Annotated in this window: 16 protein-coding genes; 8 read left to right on the top strand and 8 right to left on the bottom strand. The window is 63.2% G+C overall.

Annotated elements, in window-relative coordinates; all coding sequences use genetic code 11:
• Positions 1-94: 94 nt before the first annotated feature.
• Positions 95-544: a YkvA family protein gene (locus AC5RUH_RS10460; RefSeq protein WP_494128535.1), complete on the top strand. Its 450-nt coding sequence runs from the start codon at positions 95-97 to the stop codon at positions 542-544.
• On the opposite strand, the gene AC5RUH_RS10455 is transcribed toward AC5RUH_RS10460, so the two are convergent.
• On the bottom strand, positions 541-1,479 hold the full coding sequence (locus tag AC5RUH_RS10455) for a serine/threonine-protein kinase (protein ID WP_494128534.1): 939 nt from the start codon (positions 1,477-1,479) through the stop codon (positions 541-543). The genes AC5RUH_RS10460 and AC5RUH_RS10455 overlap by 4 nt on opposite strands.
• 218 nt (positions 1,480-1,697) lie before the next feature.
• Here AC5RUH_RS10455 and AC5RUH_RS10450 point away from each other — a divergent pair, with 218 nt between their 5' ends.
• From AC5RUH_RS10450 to AC5RUH_RS10440, 3 genes are all read left to right on the top strand, one after another.
• Positions 1,698-2,441, top strand: coding sequence for an ANTAR domain-containing protein (locus tag AC5RUH_RS10450; RefSeq protein ID WP_494026200.1), 744 nt, complete (start codon positions 1,698-1,700; stop codon positions 2,439-2,441).
• Positions 2,442-2,544: 103 nt separating this feature from the next.
• A complete protein-coding gene (locus AC5RUH_RS10445) occupies positions 2,545-2,889 on the top strand; it encodes a hypothetical protein (RefSeq protein WP_494128533.1) in 345 nt (114 codons plus the stop codon).
• Positions 2,886-3,131, top strand: coding sequence for a hypothetical protein (locus AC5RUH_RS10440; protein ID WP_494128532.1), 246 nt, complete (start codon positions 2,886-2,888; stop codon positions 3,129-3,131). The genes AC5RUH_RS10445 and AC5RUH_RS10440 overlap by 4 nt, the downstream gene beginning before the upstream one ends.
• On the opposite strand, the gene AC5RUH_RS10435 is transcribed toward AC5RUH_RS10440, so the two are convergent.
• Positions 3,106-4,506 carry a dihydrolipoyl dehydrogenase family protein gene (locus AC5RUH_RS10435; protein ID WP_494128531.1) on the bottom strand — a complete coding sequence of 467 codons (1,401 nt, stop codon included), beginning with the start codon at positions 4,504-4,506 and terminating at the stop codon, positions 3,106-3,108. The two genes, AC5RUH_RS10440 and AC5RUH_RS10435, sit on opposite strands and share 26 nt — an antisense overlap.
• Before the next feature lie 153 nt (positions 4,507-4,659).
• Complete coding sequence (locus AC5RUH_RS10430; RefSeq protein WP_494128530.1) at positions 4,660-5,601, bottom strand: DMT family transporter; 942 nt, start codon at positions 5,599-5,601, stop codon at positions 4,660-4,662.
• 293 nt (positions 5,602-5,894) lie between these two features.
• Between AC5RUH_RS10430 and AC5RUH_RS10425 the strand changes: the two genes are divergently transcribed.
• The gene (locus tag AC5RUH_RS10425) at positions 5,895-6,515 is read left to right on the top strand and encodes a phosphoribosylanthranilate isomerase (protein ID WP_494128529.1); all 621 of its coding nucleotides are present in this window, start codon (positions 5,895-5,897) and stop codon (positions 6,513-6,515) included.
• Positions 6,516-6,532: 17 nt separating this feature from the next.
• Here the strand turns inward: AC5RUH_RS10425 and AC5RUH_RS10420 are convergent, their stop codons facing one another.
• Positions 6,533-7,225 (bottom strand): TetR/AcrR family transcriptional regulator, encoded by a 693-nt coding sequence (locus AC5RUH_RS10420; RefSeq protein WP_494128528.1) that lies wholly within the window; start codon positions 7,223-7,225, stop codon positions 6,533-6,535.
• Positions 7,226-7,333: 108 nt separating this feature from the next.
• Between AC5RUH_RS10420 and AC5RUH_RS10415 the strand changes: the two genes are divergently transcribed.
• Together AC5RUH_RS10415 and AC5RUH_RS10410 are read left to right on the top strand one after the other, a co-directional pair.
• Positions 7,334-8,065 (top strand): DUF2306 domain-containing protein, encoded by a 732-nt coding sequence (locus tag AC5RUH_RS10415; RefSeq protein ID WP_494128527.1) that lies wholly within the window; start codon positions 7,334-7,336, stop codon positions 8,063-8,065.
• A gap of 71 nt (positions 8,066-8,136) precedes the next feature.
• On the top strand, positions 8,137-8,670 hold the full coding sequence (locus tag AC5RUH_RS10410; RefSeq protein ID WP_494128526.1) for a very short patch repair endonuclease: 534 nt from the start codon (positions 8,137-8,139) through the stop codon (positions 8,668-8,670).
• Positions 8,671-9,162: 492 nt separating this feature from the next.
• Here AC5RUH_RS10410 and AC5RUH_RS10405 read toward each other — a convergent pair whose 3' ends face one another.
• The 4 genes from AC5RUH_RS10405 to AC5RUH_RS10390 all read right to left on the bottom strand — a co-directional run bounded on the left by AC5RUH_RS10405 (position 9,163) and on the right by AC5RUH_RS10390 (position 20,085).
• Entirely contained in the window at positions 9,163-14,817 is a 5,655-nt protein-coding gene (locus AC5RUH_RS10405) for an ATP-binding protein (RefSeq protein WP_494128525.1), read from the bottom strand.
• An 8-nt stretch (positions 14,818-14,825) separates the two neighbouring features.
• The gene (locus tag AC5RUH_RS10400) at positions 14,826-16,250 is read right to left on the bottom strand and encodes a hypothetical protein (protein ID WP_494128524.1); all 1,425 of its coding nucleotides are present in this window, start codon (positions 16,248-16,250) and stop codon (positions 14,826-14,828) included.
• The gene (locus tag AC5RUH_RS10395; protein ID WP_494128523.1) at positions 16,247-18,370 is read right to left on the bottom strand and encodes a hypothetical protein; all 2,124 of its coding nucleotides are present in this window, start codon (positions 18,368-18,370) and stop codon (positions 16,247-16,249) included. The genes AC5RUH_RS10400 and AC5RUH_RS10395 overlap by 4 nt, the downstream gene beginning before the upstream one ends.
• Before the next feature lie 344 nt (positions 18,371-18,714).
• Entirely contained in the window at positions 18,715-20,085 is a 1,371-nt protein-coding gene (locus AC5RUH_RS10390) for a DNA cytosine methyltransferase (protein WP_494128555.1), read from the bottom strand.
• Positions 20,086-21,141: 1,056 nt separating this feature from the next.
• Here AC5RUH_RS10390 and AC5RUH_RS10385 point away from each other — a divergent pair.
• Positions 21,142-21,421, top strand: a 280-nt coding sequence (locus tag AC5RUH_RS10385; protein WP_494128522.1) for a hypothetical protein, incomplete at its 3' end; no start/stop codon positions are given.

Raw genomic sequence — 21,421 nt, 5'->3', positions numbered from 1 at the left:
CTACCGCACATGGACGTCCCTGTCTGCCCTACAGTTGCGGTAGCGCGGCCAGGAAGAGTACGACGTCGGGGCCGTGCCGGGATGGGAGCAGAAAGTGGACTGGGTTGACCTGTTGGTCGGTGTTGCCGGTGGCCTCGTCCTGGTCTATGCGGTGCTGCTGGCCTGCCTGTGGTGGTACGCGCGCCGGCATCCGGAGACGGTGGGAATGCGCGATGCCCTGCGCCTGCTGCCGGATCTGTTGCGGCTGCTGCGCCGGTTGACGGGGGACCGCGAGGTTCCGGCGCGGGTCCGGATTCTGCTCGTGCTGCTGCTGGCCTACCTGGCCAGCCCCATCGACTTGGTGCCGGATTTCCTACCGGTCATCGGGTATGCCGACGACGTCCTGGTCGTGGCCTGGGCCCTGCGGCTGCTGATCCGGTCCGCCGGCCCGGAGGCATTGCGCCGGCACTGGCCCGGTACCCCGGCGGGACTTCGCGTGATAGAACGCTTGGCCGGGCTGCCGGCGTCGGGCCCCGGACCGGCAGAGCGGCCGCGAAAGCCTTAGCGCGCGGCCGCTTTCAGACGGTGGGGTCCGTGGTTCGGCACGACGGGGATGTCCAGCCGGCGCCTGCCCCACAGCCTCCGCCTGCCCCGGAGCGAAAGCTCCATCTCCTCCAGCGCCAGCGCCACCTCCCGTCCGGTGGGGCGTTCCGCCGGGTCGGCAGCCGTCATGGCGCCCAGCAGCAACACCCAGTCGGGACCGAGGCTGGCCGGGATCTCCGGATCACGCAGCAGCCGGGCAACCGCTGCCTCCAGCGGCGGACCGGAAAAGGCGGGCTTGCCGGTCAAGCACTCCAACAGCACCAGGCCCAGGGAATAGATGTCGCTGGCCGGGCCCGCGGGCTCGCCCTTGGCCTGCTCGGGGCTCAGGTAGGCGGCGGTCCCATAGATGCCGTCCTCGCGGGCGTCTTCGGAGATCACGACGGCGATGCCGAAGTCGGTGAGTTTGGCCCGGAGCCGGGAGGCGTCGTCGTCGTAATTGAGAAGCATGATGTTGCCGGGCTTGATGTCCCGGTGGACCACCGAGTGGTTGTGGATGTAGGCGATTCCCTCGGCCAGCTCGTGGCCAATCTGGGCCACGTGGCGCGGCGGCAGCGGCCCCTCCGCCAGGCGCCTGCGCAGGTCCGCGCCTTCGATCAGCTCCATCACCAGGTAGATCTGCGGGTGCCCCGCTTCCATCCGGTCGATGCCCGCGTCCAGCAGGATCACCAGGTTGGGGTGGTTCAGCCGAGCCAGGAGCTTGATTTCCGCGTCATCGCGGTGGAACTCTGCCTCGTTCATTGAAGGCCGCTGGATGACCTTGACGGCGACCTCGCGCCCCAAGACGGCGTCCTCCGCCCGATACACCCGTGCGCTCGCTCCGGTCCCGATAAGTTCCTTGAGCCGGTACCGCCCGCCCAAGAGGGTGCCCGCCCGATCTAAATGAGGCGTACTGGTCAACGTCTCCTGCTTTCCGGCTGGCCTTTTGACAGCACACTTAGCATCGTACGGGGTCTAGTGCCAAGTAGTTGCCTGAAGCGATCGGTATTCCGAATCGTTATCGGCGAGGGAGGGGAGGCCGGAGGCCGGCGAAGCAGATTCCCCCCGACTGGCTCTAGCTGTGACCCGCGTCACGAGGTGTAGCGTGGACGTACGCCGGAGCATCAGTGGAGGGCATCATGGCACGCGAAATTTATGATGATTCCGAGACGACGGTCAAGGATTTTCTTCACGGACTGGCTGCCGACAGTGCGGACATTGAGGCGTTCCTCAACGCCGTGGCCCGTTTGGCCGTGCACAATCTGTCGCGGCCCGGCGAGGAACTCCTGGTCGGCATCACGCTGCTGCGCCATAAAAAGGCCGGCACGGTCGCGAGCAGTAGCGACCGTGCGCAGAAGATGGACGAGATTCAGTACGAATACGCAGACGGACCGTGCCTGCGCGCCGCTCGCGAACACACGGTGGTCCACATGGCAGACCTGCAGACAGAAACGACGTGGCCTGAATACACCCAGGACGTTCTGGCCGAAGGCATCCGGTCCATCCTGGCCGTGCCGATCCCGCTTGAGAGCGGGGACAGTGCGGGGCTGAACCTCTACTCCGATATGCCGAAAAGGTTTGATGCGGAAGCGCTCAAGGCCGCCGAACAATACGCGCACCAGGCCTCCCAGGCACTGTCCCTGGCGGTCCGGCTGGCCCGGCATCGGGAGACCGAAGCGGACTTAAAGGCGGCGCTGGAATCACGAACGACCATTGCCGTTGCCGTCGGGATCATCATGGGCCAAAGCCGGTGCAGCCAAGACGAAGCCTTCGCGATGCTCAAGTCAGCCTCCAACACCCGCAACATCAAGCTCCGCGAGCTGGCCTCCGACATCGTCGCCTCCACCGGAACTCCCTCGGCCGAAACCCATTTCGACAAATAACCGGCACGCATCGTCTCCAGCCCTTGAGCAAGGGGGGATGTCCTTGTAGCGTTGGGTCCGGTTAAGCAGTTGGCCATCGATCCACTCATATGGAGCGCCGATCATGGATCACAAACTGCGTGTACTTGTCAGGCTTGATATCGACCGCACCTCGGCGGTCATCGAGGTCAGCGGGTGCCTGACCGTCGACAGTTGCACAGCGCTTTTACCCCTGTTCCATCGTATGGAGCGCCTTGCCCACGGAATCGTCATTACGGTCGATCTGTCCGACGCGCAGCACATCGAACGCCGCGGCCTGGAGATGCTCGAACGGTTCGGCGCAGGAGAAGAAGTTGGCGCCGCGCAGGCGGGCCCCTTCACCGGCACTCTTGCGGTAGCCGTCCCCGCGGATCTGCCGCAGTGCCCGGCCGTCTCCATTGGCCGGGCACGTTTGCAGGGGGCGGCATGAACAGCATGATTCGGGCGTCCGGACGTTCGCCGTTTCCCGCCGATCTGTCGATCCTGCCGACGGACCAGCTATTGAATCTCAGCAACCGATGCTTCCGGGACCTGGATTGTGAGCACCCGGTCCGGGACGCGCTGTTCCAGTACTACGCGCTCGCCGCGGAGCTCGAAGTCCGGGAAGCCGCCACGAAGGACACCGGAAAGCAGGCGCCCTGGACGCCTAGTCCTCCAGCCACGCAGGTGTGAACAGCAGGTTCAACCCCTCGGAGACGGTGGGGTGTGTGATGATCGCGTCCCGCACCGCGGTGTAGTCCATTCCGCCGATCATCGCCATCTGCAGCACCGCGATCGCCTCGCTGGCCCCTGTTCCCAGCAGCGCGGCACCCAGGATCTTGCCGGTCTGCCGGTCCAGCACGGCCTTCCATTCGCCGTCCAGCTGACCGAGCGTCCGGGCGCGCGGAATCGCGCTCACCGGCATCCGGGCGATTTGCACCTCGTGGCCGGCCTCCCGGGCCTGCCCCTCCGTCATCCCCACCCTGGCGAGCTCCGGCGTCGTAAAGACGGTGTAGGGGATCAGCCGCCCCTGCGTGGACCGGGACTCGCCCTCGCCCCGCGCGGCGGCCAGGTTGGTTTTCAGGATCCGGTAGTCGTCGTAGGAGGCGTGGGTGAACTGCGGGGAGTCGGCCGCGTCGCCGGCGGCCCAGACGCCGTCGGCCGTGGTGCGCAGCTGGTCGTCCACCTGGACGAAGCCCTTGTCCGTCAGCTCCACCCCGGCCTTCTCCAGCCCCATCCCGTCCGTCATCGGCCGGCGTCCCAGCGCCACCAACACGTCGTCCGCGGTGACGGTCTCCCCGGTGGACAGCGTCACGGTGACGCTCCCGTCGGCGGCGCGCTCGATCTTCTCCGCGGACGCCTCGAGCTTCAGCGTGATCCCGGCGTCGGTGAAGTTCCGGGCGACCAGCCCGGCCACATCGGCATCCTCCCGCGGCAGCAACTGCCCGGCGCGCTGGATCACCGTGACCTCCACGCCGATGGTGTTCAGCAGGTCGGCGAACTCGCAGCCGATGTAGCCGCCGCCCAGGATAACCATGCTCCCCGGCAGCTGCTCCAGGTGCAGCAGGGTGTTGCTGGTCTGCACCCTGGATTCGGCCAGACCGTCGATGTTGGGCAGGGCGGGTTCGGTGCCCAGGTTGAGAACGACGTCGGTGCCGCGCAGGAGGCGGGTGCCGCCGTCGTTCAGCGCGACCTCCACGGTCTTCTCGCCGACGAACTTGGCCTCGCCGAGGATAAAGTCCATGCCCGACCCCGTGAACAGCTTCTGCTGCCCGGCGACCATGGTGTCCACCACGTCCTCCTTGCGGCGGCGCAGCAGGTCGAGGTCCATCCGCGGCTCCTCCGCGCCCGCCACGCCGAACTCGGCCGCCCGACGCACGGTGTCCAGCACCCGGCCGGACTGGATGAGGGTCTTGGTGGGAATGCACGCCACGTTGATGCAGGTGCCGCCGACCATCGACCGCTCCACCATCGCCACCTTCTGGCCGGACTTGGCCAGGTCCATCGCCAGCGACTTGCCGGCCTTCCCGCCGCCAACCACCAGCAGGTCGAAATCCTCGGGTTCCATGTCAATCCTTCCCTCGGTTTGCTGTTCGCGGCTGGTTTTCACGCTCGCCGCTTACCGTCACAGCGCATGCTCGGGAGCGCTTGCGCCTTCCCTTGCAGCCGCCTTGAAGCCACCGTACGCCTGATAGCGGCCCCCGTTCCAAAGCGACGGACGCTAAGGAATCTCCTCAGCGGCTGAATCCCTGCGAGGTTCCACGGCGGGCCGCAAGCCCTTGCGCCCGGCGCTTGTTTTGTCCCGGGTGGTGAAGAACACGCCGCACATCACCAGGGCGGCGCCGAGAATCTGCATGACGCTGATGCTCTCGTTCAGCAGCAGATACGCACCGAGCATGGTAAAGACCGGCACGAAGTTCAGGAACACGGACGTCTGTGACGCCCCGAGGACGGCAACGGCGCGGTTGTAGAGCATCAGGGCAATCACCGACGGAAAGACGCCGAGGTACACGAGGCCGGACCAGTGGCCTCCGCCGATCCGCGGGACTCCCACGACCAGCCACTCCGCCGCCATGACGGGCAGCAGGATCATGACCGACAGCCCGGTCATCACCAGGACCGCCCCGTAGGATGGGAACAGGTGCAGATACTTTTTCACAGCGATCGAATACACCGCCCAGGACACGGCGGCCGCCGCCATGATGGCATCGCCGATGTTCCAGGACAGGTCCGCGAGGCTCATGAGCTGTCCGTTGGTAACAACCCACAGCGCCCCGCATATGGAGAGCACGACGCCGAACCACTGGATCGCCCTGAGCCGCTCGCGCAACAGCCAGAAGCTGAGGGCCACCGTCGCCGCCGGCACCGAGGCTTCCAGCACCGAGGCGTTGGTGGCCGAGGTGAATTGGAGGGCGGTGTAGATCAGCGTATTGAAGAGGGCAACTCCCGTGAGCGTCATCAGCAGCAGCGGCTTGCGGTGCTGGAGGAACAGGCGACGGGACTCCCAGGCGCCGCGGTAGCCCAGCGGGAGCAACACCAGGAAGGCAATGAAGACCCGGAAGAACGCGATGGTCAAAGGCGGCAGGTCGCCGAGCGCCTTGCCGGTCAAGATGTTGCCGGCATAGAAGATGACCACCAGCAGCAGGAGGACGTAGGCGCGCATGCTCCTCCTCGGGTCGTCGTCCAGCGCTCGTCCCTCATACCCTACGTGCCCGGGGCAAGGCCTGACCGGAACTCGCCCGCCGACCCGGATGCGGCGCACCTGCGGGCGGCTACGATGGTGTCCTCAAGCGTGGCGGGCTCCAGAGCCGGCTCCGCTCGCCGGAGCGCGCATCCCAGAAGGTGCTTGGCGGAGTCCGCGGCCACGGCGAAGCCCTCGCGTCGAAATTGTGAGCAGTTTCGGCCTCACGGCGAGCGGATGCACACGTACACGCACAGCACGAACGGGCAGGAATAATGGCTGAAACCTATGTCAAGATCTGCGGACTGCGGACTCCAGAGGCGGTCGCGGCCGCCATCGACGCCGGCGCGGACGCGGTCGGCTTCGTCTTCGCCCCCGGTGGCCCGCGCACAGTCGGTGCCCAATTGGCACGCGCGCTCGGCGAAACCGTGCCGGCGGATGTCGAAACGGTCGGCGTGTTCCGCAACCAGCCCATCGGCGAGGTGCTCGAAACCGCCAGGGCCGCGGCGGTGACCACCGTCCAGCTGCACGGCGACGAGCCGCGCGGCGACATCCGCTTGCTCGAGGACGCGGGGTTCCGGACTCTGCGCGCCTTCTCCGCCGAGGGCTATGAAGCCCTCCCAGCGGACGAAAAGGCGGACTGGGTGGCAGGCCGCGTCCTGCTCGATGCAGTTGAGCCCGGCGCCGGAGTGACCTTCAACGCAAGCGCCATCCAGGCGCAACCGCCGCGGGGGTTCTGGCTGCTGGCCGGAGGGCTGACTCCCGCTAACGTCGGCGGGCTGATCGCCACGCTCCGGCCGATCGGCGTGGATGTCTCCAGTGGCGTTGAATCCAGCCGCGGCGTCAAGGACGTCGGGCTGATTCGCGATTTCGTGCAGGCCGCCAAAATGCAGTGATCCTGCCGTGCGTCGCCTTAGCGCGAGGCCGAGGTCCAACCCTGCTGGTGGAGCCTTTCGAAACCGTCCAGCAGCAGGTCCAGGGCAAACTCGAACTCGAACTGGTCGTCGCAGCCTCGGCCTACCACGGTCCCGTCGTCGTGCGCGCCAGCCATCGCAACCTCGGCGATATAGGGGTACCGCGCGGCCATCATCTGCAGCATCTCCGGCGGCACGTCCGCCGGCGCGCTCTGCGAGTCGTCGAACAGCTCCTGGGTGAAACCCCACATCCGGCTGCCCAGGGCGTGCATCACGTGGTGGGTGAGGTCGACCGAGAATCCACCGGCACGAAACATGCCGATCACCGAGTCCATGTAGTCAAGGACAACGGGCGTTTTGTTGGTGCGCGACTCGAGTACCTGGCAGGCCCATGGGTGGCGCAGCAGGACCTCCCGGGCCGACAACACCCGTTGACGGACGGCGTTCCGCCAGTCCGTCCCGCTGGGTCGCGTCTCGATCTCGCCGACGATGACGTCAACCATGCCGTCCAGAAGTTCTTCCTTGTTGGCGACGTGCTTGTAGAGGGCCATTGGCACCACGCCCAGTTCCTGGGCAAGCTTGCGCATGCTGAGCGCGTCGACGCCGGCTTCGTCGGCAAGTGCGACGGCGGCGCGCAACACCCGCTCCCTGTTCAGCGGGGTGCGGCGAGCCGACTCCACCTGCTGAGCCATCAGGACCACCCTTTCCGACGGCAGCTATCTCTTGACAAGTGTACAACGTACACCTACTTTTAGATCACAAGGTGTACGCCGTACACCCACGAACTTGGGGAACAAACAATGGCTGCAGAAACGATCGCCGTCACCAAGGCCTCCGGGCGCCGGCCGCGCGGCCGCTGGCTCATACCCGCCGGCTTGATCTTTGTCAGCCTCATCCCGGTCATCTTCGGGTCCATACGGGTGGCCGAGCTGACTGGGGGAGCGGCGGTCACGCCGGCCAACGAGCGGTTCTTCGACGCGCCGGTCCCGGTGCTGATCCACATCCCCGCCGCCATCGTCTACAGCCTGCTGGGGGCCTTCCAGTTTGTGCCCTCGCTGCGCCGCGGCAAGCGAGGCGGGCGCAGCTGGCACCGCATCGCCGGGGTTGTCCTCATCCCGGCCGGCCTGCTCGTTGCCCTTTCCGGCCTTTGGATGTCCGTCTTCTACGACCTCCCGCCCGACGACGGTGTCATCCTGCTCGTCCTTCGGCTGGTATTCGGCACGGCCATGACGGCGAGCATCGTCCTGGGCGTCCTCGCGATCCAGCGGCGCAACTTCGCCGCCCACGGTGCCTGGATGGCCCGCGGTTACGCCATCGGAATCGCGGCGGGCACACAGGCCTTGGTGACCATCCCTTGGATTATCCTGGTGGGCCCGACCAACGAACTGAGCCGTGCAGTGCTCATGGGGTCGGCCTGGCTGCTCAACCTTGCCGTCGCCGAGTACTTCATCCGCCGCCGCGCTCGAAGGTCCGCGCACCCGCGGCGCATGTCCGGCAGGGCCACGGCACTCCCATCGGGATCTGCGCGATAAGGGCCGCGGTCTACCGGAAGTTCGGCCCTCCGGACGTCGTCACCGTGGTAGAGGTTCCGGTGGCGCGGCGCTTGGCCACGGAGTCGGGTGATGCGTTCGCGCTTGATGTCGAGTTCCATTTGGGTCCGGTCGGCCATGACGGTGAAGACCACTCCATCCCCACCAACGGGAGTTTGGTTCCCTATGATGGACGCATGGCCGACTTCATGAGCCCCGAGCAGCGAAGCGCCCATATGTCGAAGATTCGATCCAAGAACACCAAGCCCGAAATCCTGCTCCGTAAGATGGTCCACCGCGAGGGCTTTCGGTACCGGCTCCACGATCCCAAGCTTCCAGGGAAGCCTGACCTCGTATTTGCCGGCAGGCGAAAGGTTATTTTCGTCCACGGCTGCTTCTGGCACGGGCACGAGTGTCCCGTGGGGGTGCGTTTGCCCAAATCAAACACGCCCTTCTGGACCGAGAAGAGGCTGCGCAACGGAGAACGCGATCTCCGGCAAACCACCGAACTTCGTGCTTTGGGGTGGGACACACTCGTTGTGTGGGAATGCGAAATCAAGAACGATCCCAACGTCCTAGATGCCGTTAAGAATTTCTTGAACGGCTGACTTCGCCCTTGATCAAGTCAGTCTCAAGGACGACCTTCGAATACAGGCCTGGCAGGCTCTCCGTGCGGGTCCAGCAAGACCCCGTGGCCGCCGGGGCCGCAAGAAAGGCCAGCTGCATACAAGGGACCGAGCAGGGCCATCAACAGCCGTCTGGAGCACTTACGCGGTGCTACCGGCGGCTTTCCGCAACCTCGCCGACTGCATGTCCAGCTCCTTGATGGAGGCCGGCAGATTCGGGCCTAGGCTGCACTCTCGTTTGTGGAGTGCCCTTAAGAAGTGCCCTTAAATCGTGAAGGCCCCCAGCCTGGGGGAAGCTGGGGGCCTTAGTCATCACTCGCACCTTGAGGTACTTGCAGGCTATAAAAACGGCCTGAAAACATCCTGCGTGCGGGGTGGGAACTGCCTCAGGTAAGGGCCCCTGACATGGGGGACGGAAGTGCTTGGCTTGAGGGCCATCGGTGGCTTCGAACTCATCCTCGGCAGCGCTTGAACTCAGTGCACCGGGCTCATCAACTGGTAGAAGGGTATGCCCTTGATGAAGTTTCCCGGATAGTTGAGCGAACAGTATAGGGCTTCGTGCACTTTTTGGTCCGGGATGTAGGAGGCTGCTCCTTGGGGTATTCCGTTGAGGCCAAGCTGTTCGAGCTCCCTTTGGCTCACACTGGGCACCTTGTGGATGAACCAAGTCAGGAGGGGTTCGCCGTAATTCGCTCCGCCGGTTCGGAAATGCGACAGATACTGGGATGCGAGGATCACTCCAAAGCCAAACTCTCGCCCTTGGAGCATAAGGTCCATCAACACGGGGAATTCGTACCTCATGATGTTGACCGCTTCATCCACGAGCAGGAAGGAGTTCAAGCGCCTTAACTGGGGCGACTGCCCGACATAGGGCCACTTTTCTGCCTTGAGCATGTAGTCGTAGTACATGTTCAGGAAAAGGACAACCAAGGCGTTCTTGGCATTTTGATCGGTGCCTAGGTCGCTTAGCGCCAGCACAAGCACCTTGTCGTAGATAAGATCTGCAAAGGGCACTAGGCCCTCCGGATCGTCGCTAAAGACCTCGCCCAGCACGAAAGTATTGAGGATGCCTGTAACCGCATCCGGCTTCCCTCCGGCGTCGCGGTATGCGTCTAGGACTTGTGAGAGCGTAGGAGGCTTTCCCTCTTGGTCCTTATAGAGCTGCGTGATGACCGTAACGAGACGGTCGCGCTGCACGGGACCTACACCGGCATAAATCTTGCTGATCACGTCGCAGAAGGCCTGGGCCCGTTGGAAGGCCGCCAGTGCCGTGTACTCGGCCGGCAGCGCGAAGATGTTGAGGGGAATGCGCTGCGGCCTTAGGACCTTGCCGCCTACCGCTTCCAAGAATTTTTCGTCTTGGAAGTCTCTTTTGTAGTCGAGGATAAGCAGCGACAGGGGATTTTCCTGCGTGCGCTCGGCAGAAGACCTCAGTTGGAAGATCAGGGACTTGAGCAACTGGGTCTTACCAGTTCCCAGATCCCCGACGACACCGATGTTCATCTGGTTGAGGGCTGTGTTGCTCGGCCAGTATTCGGCCTGCGCTTTTCCAAGCACATTCATTAGGTCGCCTACAGGGAAGCGGACTCCGTCACCAGCCATGCCATTTTCGTCGTGCGGCGCTACCCAGCCCGCGGTTTCCGTGTTTCCCTCCGCTGAATCCGGTACCCCGTCTTCTATCAGGCTGGTTTTGACGGGATCTTCCGGCTCGCCGTGATCGGAGGAAGCCGCGCCTTCCTGCACATCTTCACCCGGGGTTTCGGGGGCGGTGTCCTCGTCACCCTTGAAGGAATGGGAGTCGGATGGGAACCCAACCGGCTGCGGTGGTTGGTCGGAAGGTGACAAGGTGGGCTGTTGCTGGCCCGGGCTAAACGCACTCTCGGAGGGGATGTCCGGGGACACGTCGGCAGCCCAGGAGACCACCGTTTGCCAAGCCTCAATCATGTTTCCGGCAGCCTCTCCTACCTGCTCGAAGGCGGCGCCTACGTCGGCGACTAGCGCTCCGTACCGATCCGAGGTCTTCGAAGAGTCGATTGCCTCATCTATGTATGACGCGAAATCCTCGCCTTGGAGCGTTTGGGACTGGTACCGGAAGTAGCTGACGATGGGCCGGCCAACGCGTACGGGCATGTCCCCGTTGACGAGGCGTTGGAGCCGATCGGCCAACCGGTCCGGTGAGGTGGTCGTGGTAGGCCTAAGCCGGACGCCGGCTTCGACCAATGCCCCCAGCCCGTTGTGCCAAAGGGCACTGTCGGACGTGTTTCCCCCGGACTGTAGGTCGTCGCAACGCGCCTGCAGTTTGCGGAGCAGCGCGGTCGTCGATTCCAGTTGTTGGAGAGGCTCGCGGAAAGCGGAGTCTCCGGGGCTTGGAAGGTTGGGAGCGGATCCGTTGGATTCAAGGCCGTAGCACTTGATCTCCACGGGAATAAGCGTCACCGCTTGGTCATCTAGCCGAATAATCAGAAGGTCGGCCCTGCGCGTCCCGCCGCCGTGGTTCGAATTTCCTGCCAGGGCTCTGAGGAACGCATCGCAGGCGTCGATCGGAAGAATGAAGTATTCCGCGCCATCTGGCTCAAGGCAATCCATGAGTGAGAATGCCAGATAGAACCCCAAAGCGCCCGAGGCGTGGGTTCCGCCCATGGACAGGAGCGCGGACAGGCCGACCCCCCTTGCTCCCAGCTTGCCGAGGAGTTCGTTTACGTTGTCCTCGTCCACGGGCCTGCCGTAGGCCTTGCTCAGCATGTTCTTGATCTGCGTGCGGAAGCTGCCCGGGATACGGGCTACGGAGATGAAAGGGCGGCGTTCGAGCTGGGGGACGTCGTTGGAAGGCTCGAGGAACGGCGGACGCCACTCCCACAGCATCTGGTTACCGCCGCCGGTGTTCTTGACCAGTGAGGCCATGGCGCTGGGGTTGACCAAGGCTTCTCCGGAGACTGTCCAGTCCGCACGGTTGTCCACAAGCATCGCCTTGAACAGGCGTGACATGATGCGTGGCTGGATATTCGCGCCTTCCACTGCCCTGAGTGCGCGCGCAAAGGGGTCCCATCCCGAGCCCTGCCGGAGGGCCGGACGGGATTCCGATAGTGGTGACCCTTCGGCGGGTGGTTCGTGGGCTTCGAACCTCCGGAGCGGAATGGGCCCAATGAGGCCAAGGTTTCCCTTGCCCTCTGGACGCACCTCCAATTGCACGCCGGAGTCCTGCAGTAGACGTATGTTGCAGGTTTTGGAGCTAGCCGCGTCTGGTTCGTACCGGGACCAGATCAGTGGAATTCCGGCGGTGAGTCTCATCAGGCGGGTTGCGGCCTCGCGGGGGGACTCTCCGCGGCGATTAAGCGAGTCCCAGATGCGGGCACCGCCAACGAGCTGGGCTTCCTTGCCTTGAGTCCATTGTTCGACAGCTCCCAGGACGGCACTGTCGACTTCGGCCAACCGGGCCGTGGGAGAAATTGCTGCCAAGTCGATGGTCAGGGTAGACACGTGGGGGTTCATGTTGCGATAGCTGCGTAGTGCTGCTGCCGCAGCCGTCGCATTCAGCCCACTCGCAGAGCTTCCTGGGGCAGGCAGGTTGCCGATGCTTACCGGTGGCTGGAGAGCCCGCGGGCCGTCAATCGAGGCTTCGACAAGCATGGACCAGCCCAAGAAGATCTGGTCCTCGCCGCTGTCAATCGGCACTGCCACCATCCGGCCGTTGGATGTTTCCCTCGGTCCCATGAGGGGAAAATTCCATCCTTCCACCGTTCCGGCTAGGGACTTCGCATCAGCGGCGTTCCACAGGGTGTCTTCCACACCCGCGAGCCAAGCAAGCCGTAGGGGGTGCAGCGGGCTCAACAGGACCGCGGTGCACTTACCGGTGGAGGCGGTATCCCATACGCTTACGCTGAACGGGTAGGTGGCCCAGAAAGTCCCCGCAGGATCGCCAAGTTCTTTTGCCCTATCAATGAGCCGGGCATACGAGGCCAAATATTCTGTGAGTTTTGCTTTTCCGTCATTCCACAAATGCCGCCAGGACGTTCGGGAAGGCCATTCAGCGGGTTGTCCAGGGGCGGCTCCTGTATCTCGCAGCGCGCCATCGATTTCGAGGGCGACGAACGCTTGGCGGAATTCTTCCGCTTCCGTGGAGTCAATTAGGCCGGACGGGATTTCAAGGCCGCAAACGGCGGACCAGGGGGCATGCATGTCCGCGTTCATGAGCAGAGCCGGGCTTGCTCCCGTGCCCAAGTCAGCAATCCGGGTGTTGCGGTCGGCAGGCAGGGCGATGTGCCCGAGCGCCCGTTGCCACTCGGGCGTGACGATATTGCGCGCAAGGAGTCCTTCCAGGGCTCCCCGCACCGAGCCCTCGGTTTCCGGACCTGGCCGTTCGACGGATACATGCTGCTTGTCCAAGGCTGCGACGATCGGGGAATGGCAAGCCGCCTTGGGCTGCGGTGTCCGAAGCTCGAACACGGTGTTGTGCATGACGATTTGGTCGAACCCACTGGGAATCACCGTGGCCGAAGCCAGCCCTTCCCTGTCCTTGAAGGCATCGACCGGTCGTCCTTGGAGCCGAACCTCGCCGCTTCCAGTAGCGCCCCATATGAGCAGTTGGTATGACGCGTCGGGATTGCCAAACGTTCCCAGGAAGCGGGCTTCCTCGAGTGCCGGCTCGCGGTCGGGTTGGAAAGTGTCCGGGCCTACATACGTGGCGCGTCCCCGAGCGTCCTTTGTCTGGACCGGCATGAATAGCAGGCCGGGACCAGTTGGCGGGAGCAAGTAGAAAACGCACGACGCCGAGTTGTCCACCACTCCGGCCAGGGGATCGGACGCGCCTATGTCGATCCCGATCCGTATGGCAGCAATGGAGTTCTTGCAGGGAGGCTTACCCGCATCGCGGATGAATCGACCGACGGCCCACAACCCGCCATCGGGATCGAGCTCCACACCGCCGTCCCAGACCATGCTTCGTGCTGAGGCGGACAGGGAGAGCGAAGACGCTTCTGCATCGTGCTGGCGGGGGATTGCGACAGTGGGAATCCGCACACGCACCGGCTGGGAGCGCAGTGCCACCGGGGAAGCTGCAGGGTCCGCGACCTCGGAGAAGAGCACGAAGGGCCCTTGTTCTGAAGAGTCTGCTGCGGATAGATCCTCTCCGTCCGGGCCGTAGAGCACGAGCGAACCGGTCTGGCCCTCCAACCCCGGCGGATGGAAGAATTGGTCCTCCGTCAGCGAGGCGAATGCCTCCGTCGCGTCCACGGAGCGTGCGCCCTGGCGGAGCAGGGCCACAAGATGGTTGTCTTCCGCACCCAGGGTTTGATCAAATCCGTCCCAGTCCAATGTCGCCACGGGGTGGGGCGTTCCCTGGGTATCGGGGTGGTGGGCCAGCAACTGGGTCGTCGTGAGGATGGTCGTTGTATCCGTCCACCACGAATCCAGGGCTTCGGCGATTGTCCTGCCGATGTTCGGGGCTCCCTTTTTCAGCAGCAGCCCGTTCTTAGGTGCAGGGAGGGCGAAGGACGCGAAGGTGTACCGTGCAAGCGCGTTATCGAGGGACAGTGACGGCTCTGCCTTTGACTTTACGGACAAGAGTTCCGCCAGATTCTCCAGCCCGTCGGAGACATGCTCAAACCAATAGGCGTTCCACCCCTTAGCCCCCTGTTCTAAGGCTTCGTGGGCAGCCTGAAGTTGCTTGAAACAGCCAGCCATACGTTCAACCGCTTCATCCCGCTGCCAGATGCCGTCCGCCTGTATGCCGGCAGCCGCGAGAACCTCGTCCAGCGCCGCCTCGGCGACGTTGTGGAGGGAAACGTCGCCGCTGGCACCGCTGGGGTAAGACGTGCCCAAGACTTCTCGGAAAGCCTCGAAGGAAGCGAGGTCTGGGCGGCGTCCTGTCACGACGGCTAGCCGGTCGTCTTGGCGGTACTGGATGGCGCTTTGAGGCGTGAGCCGGAGGCAGGCATCGTCCGAGAGGTCCTCGCGACCCCTTGTCACGAGGATCGCGAAGGGCGGTCGGTTGCCTGTTTTCTGGGCATTGGCCCGCCGCACGATTGCCTCGGCCGTCGATTCACCTATGGCATCCGGAAGGTATGCCGCTCTTAGATTGCCCAGTCGAGCCAAGCATCGCCCCAGAGCGTTTCCCAGTAGTTCCTTGCCCATATCTTCTCCTAGAAAGCGCTCTGCACGAGGACGCCTTGGTCAGCGTCGGCGCTGCCCCTGGCAAGACCTGCACGTTCGAGCAAAGTGATCAGGTCGCCGAGCTCCGGACGCAGCCCCAGCATGTCCAAGGATCCGAGGACAGCCCCCACATTCGTCGTTGCGCCCGGGCGGCCGCATGCCAAGCTCGCCACGACAGCCATCCATTCGGTTCCCGGTTCCACCCTCAGGCTTCGTCCATTTGAACCGTATGACTTCAGCAGCCCATAGTAGTCGGCGAAAGGCCCGCTTACCTCCCTGGTTTGGAGGGCGTACCTGACCGCCTCCCACAGGTTCTTTCCCGACGAAGTTTTCCTTCGGGCGCTCCGTACTTCCGTGAGTTCGCCACAGAGAACGGCATCGTCGTGCATCTGCCTCAGGATGTCTTCGAAGGTTTCGTCATCGACGTCCTTGCCCTTCATCCATTCGGACAGGAGGTTCCGGATCTGGTCACCTCGGCGCAGCCGCCAGGTCAGCTGGGACGATACGTCCCGGAGTCCGAGGCCCGCTCGTGCCGATTTCCATGGGATGACGGGGCCGATGCCCTCCCGCACGCTCTCCCACGTGGGAGGCTGTCCCCGAAGCACCTCGCGGGCCAGCGCGTCATACCAAGCGGATTCCCAAAGGAATCCGAAGCCCACGGCCAGCCGGAGGATAGTGGATGCCCAATCCACCCAGACACGTGCGGGCAGCGCATCCACCCAGCTTTCGTCCGTTATCTGATTCCACGCAGTGGCGAACCACTCAAACGGGGTAGCGGCGAAAAGTCCCTGCCAGGCGTCGGCCTTAACAGGGCGGGAGCTCGTACGTAGTTTCCGCGGGCTGTCCAATACTGACGTGTCCACGGCACGGTCTAGTGCTTGGACCAGCGGGTCCACGGACATGCGCCGCTCGGCCGCACCGAGCCACATCTGTGCCGGCCCCGCGGTATGGACCTTGGAAGGCAGGCCCAGCCGGTATAGGGATTCAAGGATTTCGGCCAGCGGAGGCGGATTGGGGCCGCCGAGGAGTCCGCGTACATTCTGGAGGAGGGCAAGTGCCGGGGTCATGGGACTGGCCGGTTGGCCGCCGCTGTTCTCTATGCGGACACCTAGGACACTATTGGAGACCGCTTGAGCCAGGTTCTCGGGATCGCCCGTGGTGCGTAGTCCTTCTGCGCGCAGGGCGTCACTAAAATGGCCGAGCCGTTCGCCGCTGGGTTCGCTGGCGCGGTAGGCCAGGGTGTCGGTCTGCCGCGGAGCGATCCGGAAAAGGAGACCTGTCTTCTTGCCGGAGGTCTCTGGCTCCATCTCCACGTCAAAGAGGCGCCAGGCGAGGGACGTGATCAGGGCTTCCGGGGCCGCCACGTATTGTGGCCGCGGCAGGGGCAGGATCATTTTCTGGGCATCCGGGCTCATGAACGGACTCCAACAACCAGCGGCTGGTCCTCTTTGGCGACGACTACGCAATACTGCGCATCCTTGAGCTGACCAGGGATTAGACGCGCAGCCCTGTACCGTTCCAGCCGGGGCGATGTCGCGTCCGACAGCTCCGTCACTCCGGAATGTCCAGAGGCACAAGCCATGGCCTCCCTGATCAACGGGAAATCAAGCCCAATTTGGGCCACTTCTCGGCTGTTCTCCAGCAGCCGCAGGAAGAGGGACTCCGAGTCTGTACGCGTTCGCAACTCAACTTCCCCCGTGCGCAGCGCCAATTTTGGAACGGTGGGAGTTCCCACGATTGGGTCGGTGCGGCTGTCAAACAGCGGGATGAGTGAGGGCGAGTGTCCTTGCTCCGGGTTCCTCTTCGGCCTGAGGAGGGTCCGTAACTGGGATTCCAATTCAGGAGTAAGCCGGGGAGCAAGGAACCAGGCGCGCGTCCAGGCAGCGACCTCGCTGCGGAATGCGGGAATCCCGTTGGCCGTGGCGTAAAGGCGCATCAAATATCCCCCGTACCAGGCGATGATCCTGTACCGATGCTTGTCCTTCAGCGACGGGCTGTTCGTTGCCCTGACGAATGCTTTGTCCACCTCTCGGTCGAACGCGGTTACCGCGGCGTGGAACGGGTCATCCGCTGAAAGATTGGCTTCTAGGCTGTCGAGGGGAGATCCGGAAGTCACCGGGCCGGTGAAGGCATCCGCCAGGGGCGTTGCCCACCCTGAATTCCACGTGCCGTCAAAGTTGCCCGGAATCGAGTCCCGTACCGGATCCACCATGGATGTCAGGCGGGTCACGGGATTACGTAGCGGATCGGATTCCTTCCCCGCGGCATACTCGCCGTCACCGTACAAGGCCTGTGCATAGCGCAGGGACGCTAGTTTCTGCATCTCACGGAAACGCTTGACCGGGTCATCGGATCTTGGTTGCAGGCCTGCTATGTAGTCTTGTAGTTCGTCGGCTGTGACCGCGTCAGGGGCGTTCCCGACCAGGCAGCGGGTGATGGTTCCCCAAATTTCGCGGTAAGTCATTCGCTGGGAAGCAACAATTTCGGCAGCGCGAATCACTGAAAGCAGTCCTGCTTGCACTCGTGGGGTGGCCAGCGACTGCTGGTTGGCCAGTAGGGGATCGAACCAGTCCGGGCTAGCGTCACGACCACCGGCAGATTCAATGACTTCCAGCACGTTGCTCAGGAGGGATCCTGCAGACGTGTGCGTGGGGCCCCACCCGGCCCGTTCGGAGAATTCGGCAACACCATAATCCTCCGCTTCGATGCCAAACCCGTCCGAGGCACCCTGGCTAATACTGACCTTTGGCCGATGTTCCAGCAGCGAGCAAACGTCTACGAAGACCACAAGCACGTGGGCGATCGCTTGGCCGAAGGAAAGGAGCCGCCCAGCCTGAAGATATGAAGTTCGGGTTTCTGTGCTGATGGACCATTCGCTGGCTCCGTCCGGGTCTCCTGTGTCCGCTTGTATCCAGTCGACAATGGCTTCACCCGGTCCTGCTGTACCTTGTGCGTGGCTTATTGCGCGGGTTGATTCCTCCACCAGAATGCCGCGGTTCACACATGCCAGCAGGTGGGAGCGAGCCGTGCAGGCGTCCTCGATATCCCCGATAAGCGCCGCATGTTCTTCTTTTTCGCTACCGATCGTTGCGTCATTGATCAACAGCAACTCCCGATCTGCGGCGGCATATCGGTAGGTTCGGTGCGCCAGCCCGTCCTGTTTGGGATCCACTTCCTCCAGACCGGAGGCGATGCTCGCCGCGGTATGGGATTTGCCCGCGCCGGGGCCACCGACGAGGAACAGCATTCGCGGCAATGCGGTACCCCGCAGTCCTTCTAGGAGCCATTCGGCTGCCTCTTCGACTCCTGCAGGCCTGGGAGCCGTGGGCCAGAGGGCTTCGCTGCCCACTGAAGGGCGGGCAGCAACGTCGCTGCCACCGGTGGCACGGTCCCAAAGGCGTCCCAGCACGTGCCAGTAGCCGTAATCGGCTTCATTCCTGACCGCAGAGCTTTCCTGCATGAACAATCGATCCTCCGAAAAGTTTGCTTGCGTTGCGTTGGCAAGCCAGAGCCGTTCCTCAAGCCAAAAACTCACGAGCAGGTCCCCGGGATTGCAATGCCTGTGGAGGCCCGAAAACCAGATTCTAGGATCCCCACGCTTGTTGAGGGGCCTATATAGGGTTGCCCTTGACTCGATGGTCTCTCCCGAGGGGGAAACGATCATTGCCGAAATAGTCTTCTTATTGGCCGGCCCTTGTTGCTGGGTGTCGTAGTCATGGATTTTTTGGCGGAGTAAGTAGCTCCTATACGTTGCCGTAGCGTCCATGATTGATTTGGCCAGCCCTGTTTTGCTGGGTTCCAGCAGGCCATAATCGAGTTCCCGCCGGGTTAGGTACCGGAGATTCCCGATTTCAAATTCAGTCAGTGTCCGCACTTGCTTCATTGCCCCCCAACCATTTCGGCGATTCGTTTCCCCACCGCCAACGATAGCCACGGCGACACTGCATTTCCTACTTGCGAGTACTGGGGTACCTCCAAGCGGCGTCGGTGGGCGCCCGTCGTTTCGTTGCCCAAAAATTCGAACCTGTCCGGGAATCCCTGGAATCTTGCCAGTTCGCGAACGGTGAAGATCCTGGGTTCTGCCGGATGAACATAGTCATCCGGCAGTGTCACGACGGTGCGGGCAGGCTGATCCCAACCAAGTACCTTTTGCGAATGCTTCTTCGTGCCAAGCAACAGGACGAGATCAGTAAGTTCGTCCAGGGTCGTCGCCAAGGCTGTGCCATCCGGCGCAACAGCGGGGAGTGCGCACTCATTTAGCTGCATCTTGACGAATAGACGCGCGTCCGATTCCGGCATGGTGGCGGCCTGGCGGATAATTCGCTGGTCGTGGCCGCCCTCGGCCAAATACTGGTACAGGCGGAAACGGTCGGTGGTTTTGCCCTTGTGGTTTCGGCGTATGTGGTTCAAAGGAAGGCGGGCCGAATCGTGACGCGTACTCCACTCCTCGGGGCGAAGCTCGCGAACGTACTGGGCGTTGCCGCCGCCGGTTTCTTTCGTGTGAAGAGCGAGATCCGCAATCGCATCAGCGACTGACCGAGCCTCTCGCGCGGCTATCGTCGGAACTGGAGCCAGATCAGGTACCGAGGCCGGCAGCGCGTCTACGAATTCGGAACGCCACAGGCCGCCAGTGGACTTGAGATTCCGTGACGCTGCGATGTCGGACCTGACAGCGATGATCATCAGGCGCGGACGGTGCTGCGGGGCACCGTAGTGCATGGCGTTGGCATGCACCGCCTGAACAACGTATCCGGGTTCTACCTCTGCCAGTGCCTGCTGGAGCTGGAAGAATGACGACTCTTCTTGGCTGCTGAATTTCCGGTTCATGCCCACGACATTTTCGATGACGACGGCCTTCGGCGCCGTGCGGGAGACGAACTCCAGATACTCCCAGGGCAGTTTGTTGCGCACGTCGTCGGGATTCCGACGCCCGGCAAGCGAAAAACCCTGGCATGGCGGACCGCCGACAACCAGGTCGATCTCTAGTGCCGCCAGTTCACGGACCGCTTCATCCTCTCCAAGCAGGACGCTTAGTTCGCGCACAAGCATGCCTCGCTGCACCTGTTCCGCGACGGGCGATGCCACATAGCGGGTCCAGGCCAGTGGATCGGAGGCATCGTCGATTAAGTTGTGAAAGAAGGTCCGTGCTGCCATGTCGGATTTCTCGACCGCGAGCACCAGTTCACCGCCAGCGCGCTCGATGCCCAGGGACAATCCGCCACAGCCTGCAAAAAGATCTACGTACTTCATCACCTAGTCATTCTGCCGTACCGGAGTGCTTGCGGATGTCGTTGTGAATCTGCGGCGTCGGGCCGGGTGCTCACGCCGGGATCCTAAATTTGTCTGCTGCGTTCCGCCGCCCGCAGCGGTGATCCTTCGGGAAGGCCGGGGCGCCAGCCTTGGGCTCCAGCCGCGTTTGGTGTCGAGGCGGGCGATGCGGTGGTAGAGGGTGGCGCGGGACATGCCGAGGTCGCGGGTGACGTGGGTGGCGGGTTGGACGGCGTCGATGAGGCGGCCAGTGTCTACTCCCGGCCTTTGCGACTGCCGACCATATGCGCTGCGTCGCCGCCGTCGGGAGAGGCACACCAGGAGGAACTGGCGGCACGCGACCGGCTCTCAAGCGGGAATGACTACGGCCGAGTACGCGAATGTGTAGCTAAAATAGCGGATATGATGTCCGGTCGCGCCACCCGAGACTGACCACCCGCGGTCCACTGCGGCGTCTCGTTGCCTTTATTCCTGACGACGCGCGCACAAGGGAGGAACGGTGGCCATCACCGCCAATGCCGGGGCGAAGTACTCATGCGCTTCCGGCGCTACGACGTCCTAAACTGACTGATCCAGGGGCTCGCTCACGAGCATGACCACGATGATCAGCGGTGCGGCGAGGGCGTAAGAGCCTGACGGTGAAGACCCGCATCTGAACTTCGGGGACCACATTCTGATGCCAGTAGTACTACGCGGGCACGCCATCACGGGAGCGACTGGCATGACCTACAAGCTCACTGGCTCCGGCACTGACAATGCCGCCGAGGTCAAGGTCGGCTCCAGAACCGCTTGCACCACATTGCTAGGACCTCAAAGTGCCGACGCGGAGATCCACCAACGTCCGCGGATCAAGAACTGAGCCTCGATGCACCGAAATAACCAACGGAGAATCGACAACCAAGTTCCCCTTTCCGAGGTTATGCGGTATGAGGTCGTGGAATACTCGAGGGCGTTATTACTACAGATATAATTGACAAGTTGCGGACGGCCGATCAGCGCCCTCCCTAGCCATTGATATGTTGGGGGCGTCAAATCGTGGTGAGTTCAGCGAGCAGTTGGAAACGTGTTGTTGCCGCGTTTTTGACCCTAATTTTTGCCGCGGTTTCACTCGGCGTTGGCGCCGCGGCAGCTTGGGCAGGCGTTTCTTCGGTGACGGGTGTTCTGGTGGATTCCGCTGGCGTTCCGCTGGAAGGGGCAGCGGCATACGCAGCCAATGGAATCTCCAACCCGGCGCATGTGACGGGCAGCGGGGGCAGGTTCAGCATTCCCGCAGGTGAGGCTTCGGCCCAGCTGGTTTTTCAGTACGCGCGCAATGGCG

The organism is Arthrobacter sp. Y3223166, from assembly GCF_059090935.1.
The sequence above is the reverse complement of the archived record's forward strand: the minus strand, read 5'-3'. Positions and strand labels throughout refer to the sequence as shown.

Excerpts from the sequence above, each read along its gene's own strand:
- AC5RUH_RS10450 (WP_494026200.1), top strand. The coding sequence starts at position 1,698 with ATGGCACGCGAAATTTATGATGATTCCGAGACGACGGTCAAGGATTTT.
- AC5RUH_RS10445 (WP_494128533.1), top strand. The coding sequence starts at position 2,545 with ATGGATCACAAACTGCGTGTACTTGTCAGGCTTGATATCGACCGCACC.
- AC5RUH_RS10440 (WP_494128532.1), top strand. The coding sequence starts at position 2,886 with ATGAACAGCATGATTCGGGCGTCCGGACGTTCGCCGTTTCCCGCCGAT.
- AC5RUH_RS10435 (WP_494128531.1), bottom strand. The coding sequence starts at position 4,506 with ATGGAACCCGAGGATTTCGACCTGCTGGTGGTTGGCGGCGGGAAGGCC.
- AC5RUH_RS10430 (WP_494128530.1), bottom strand. The coding sequence starts at position 5,601 with ATGCGCGCCTACGTCCTCCTGCTGCTGGTGGTCATCTTCTATGCCGGC.
- AC5RUH_RS10425 (WP_494128529.1), top strand. The coding sequence starts at position 5,895 with ATGGCTGAAACCTATGTCAAGATCTGCGGACTGCGGACTCCAGAGGCG.
- AC5RUH_RS10420 (WP_494128528.1), bottom strand. The coding sequence starts at position 7,225 with ATGGCTCAGCAGGTGGAGTCGGCTCGCCGCACCCCGCTGAACAGGGAG.
- AC5RUH_RS10415 (WP_494128527.1), top strand. The coding sequence starts at position 7,334 with ATGGCTGCAGAAACGATCGCCGTCACCAAGGCCTCCGGGCGCCGGCCG.
- AC5RUH_RS10405 (WP_494128525.1), bottom strand. The coding sequence starts at position 14,817 with ATGGGCAAGGAACTACTGGGAAACGCTCTGGGGCGATGCTTGGCTCGA.
- AC5RUH_RS10400 (WP_494128524.1), bottom strand. The coding sequence starts at position 16,250 with ATGAGCCCGGATGCCCAGAAAATGATCCTGCCCCTGCCGCGGCCACAA.
- AC5RUH_RS10390 (WP_494128555.1), bottom strand. The coding sequence starts at position 20,085 with ATGAAGTACGTAGATCTTTTTGCAGGCTGTGGCGGATTGTCCCTGGGC.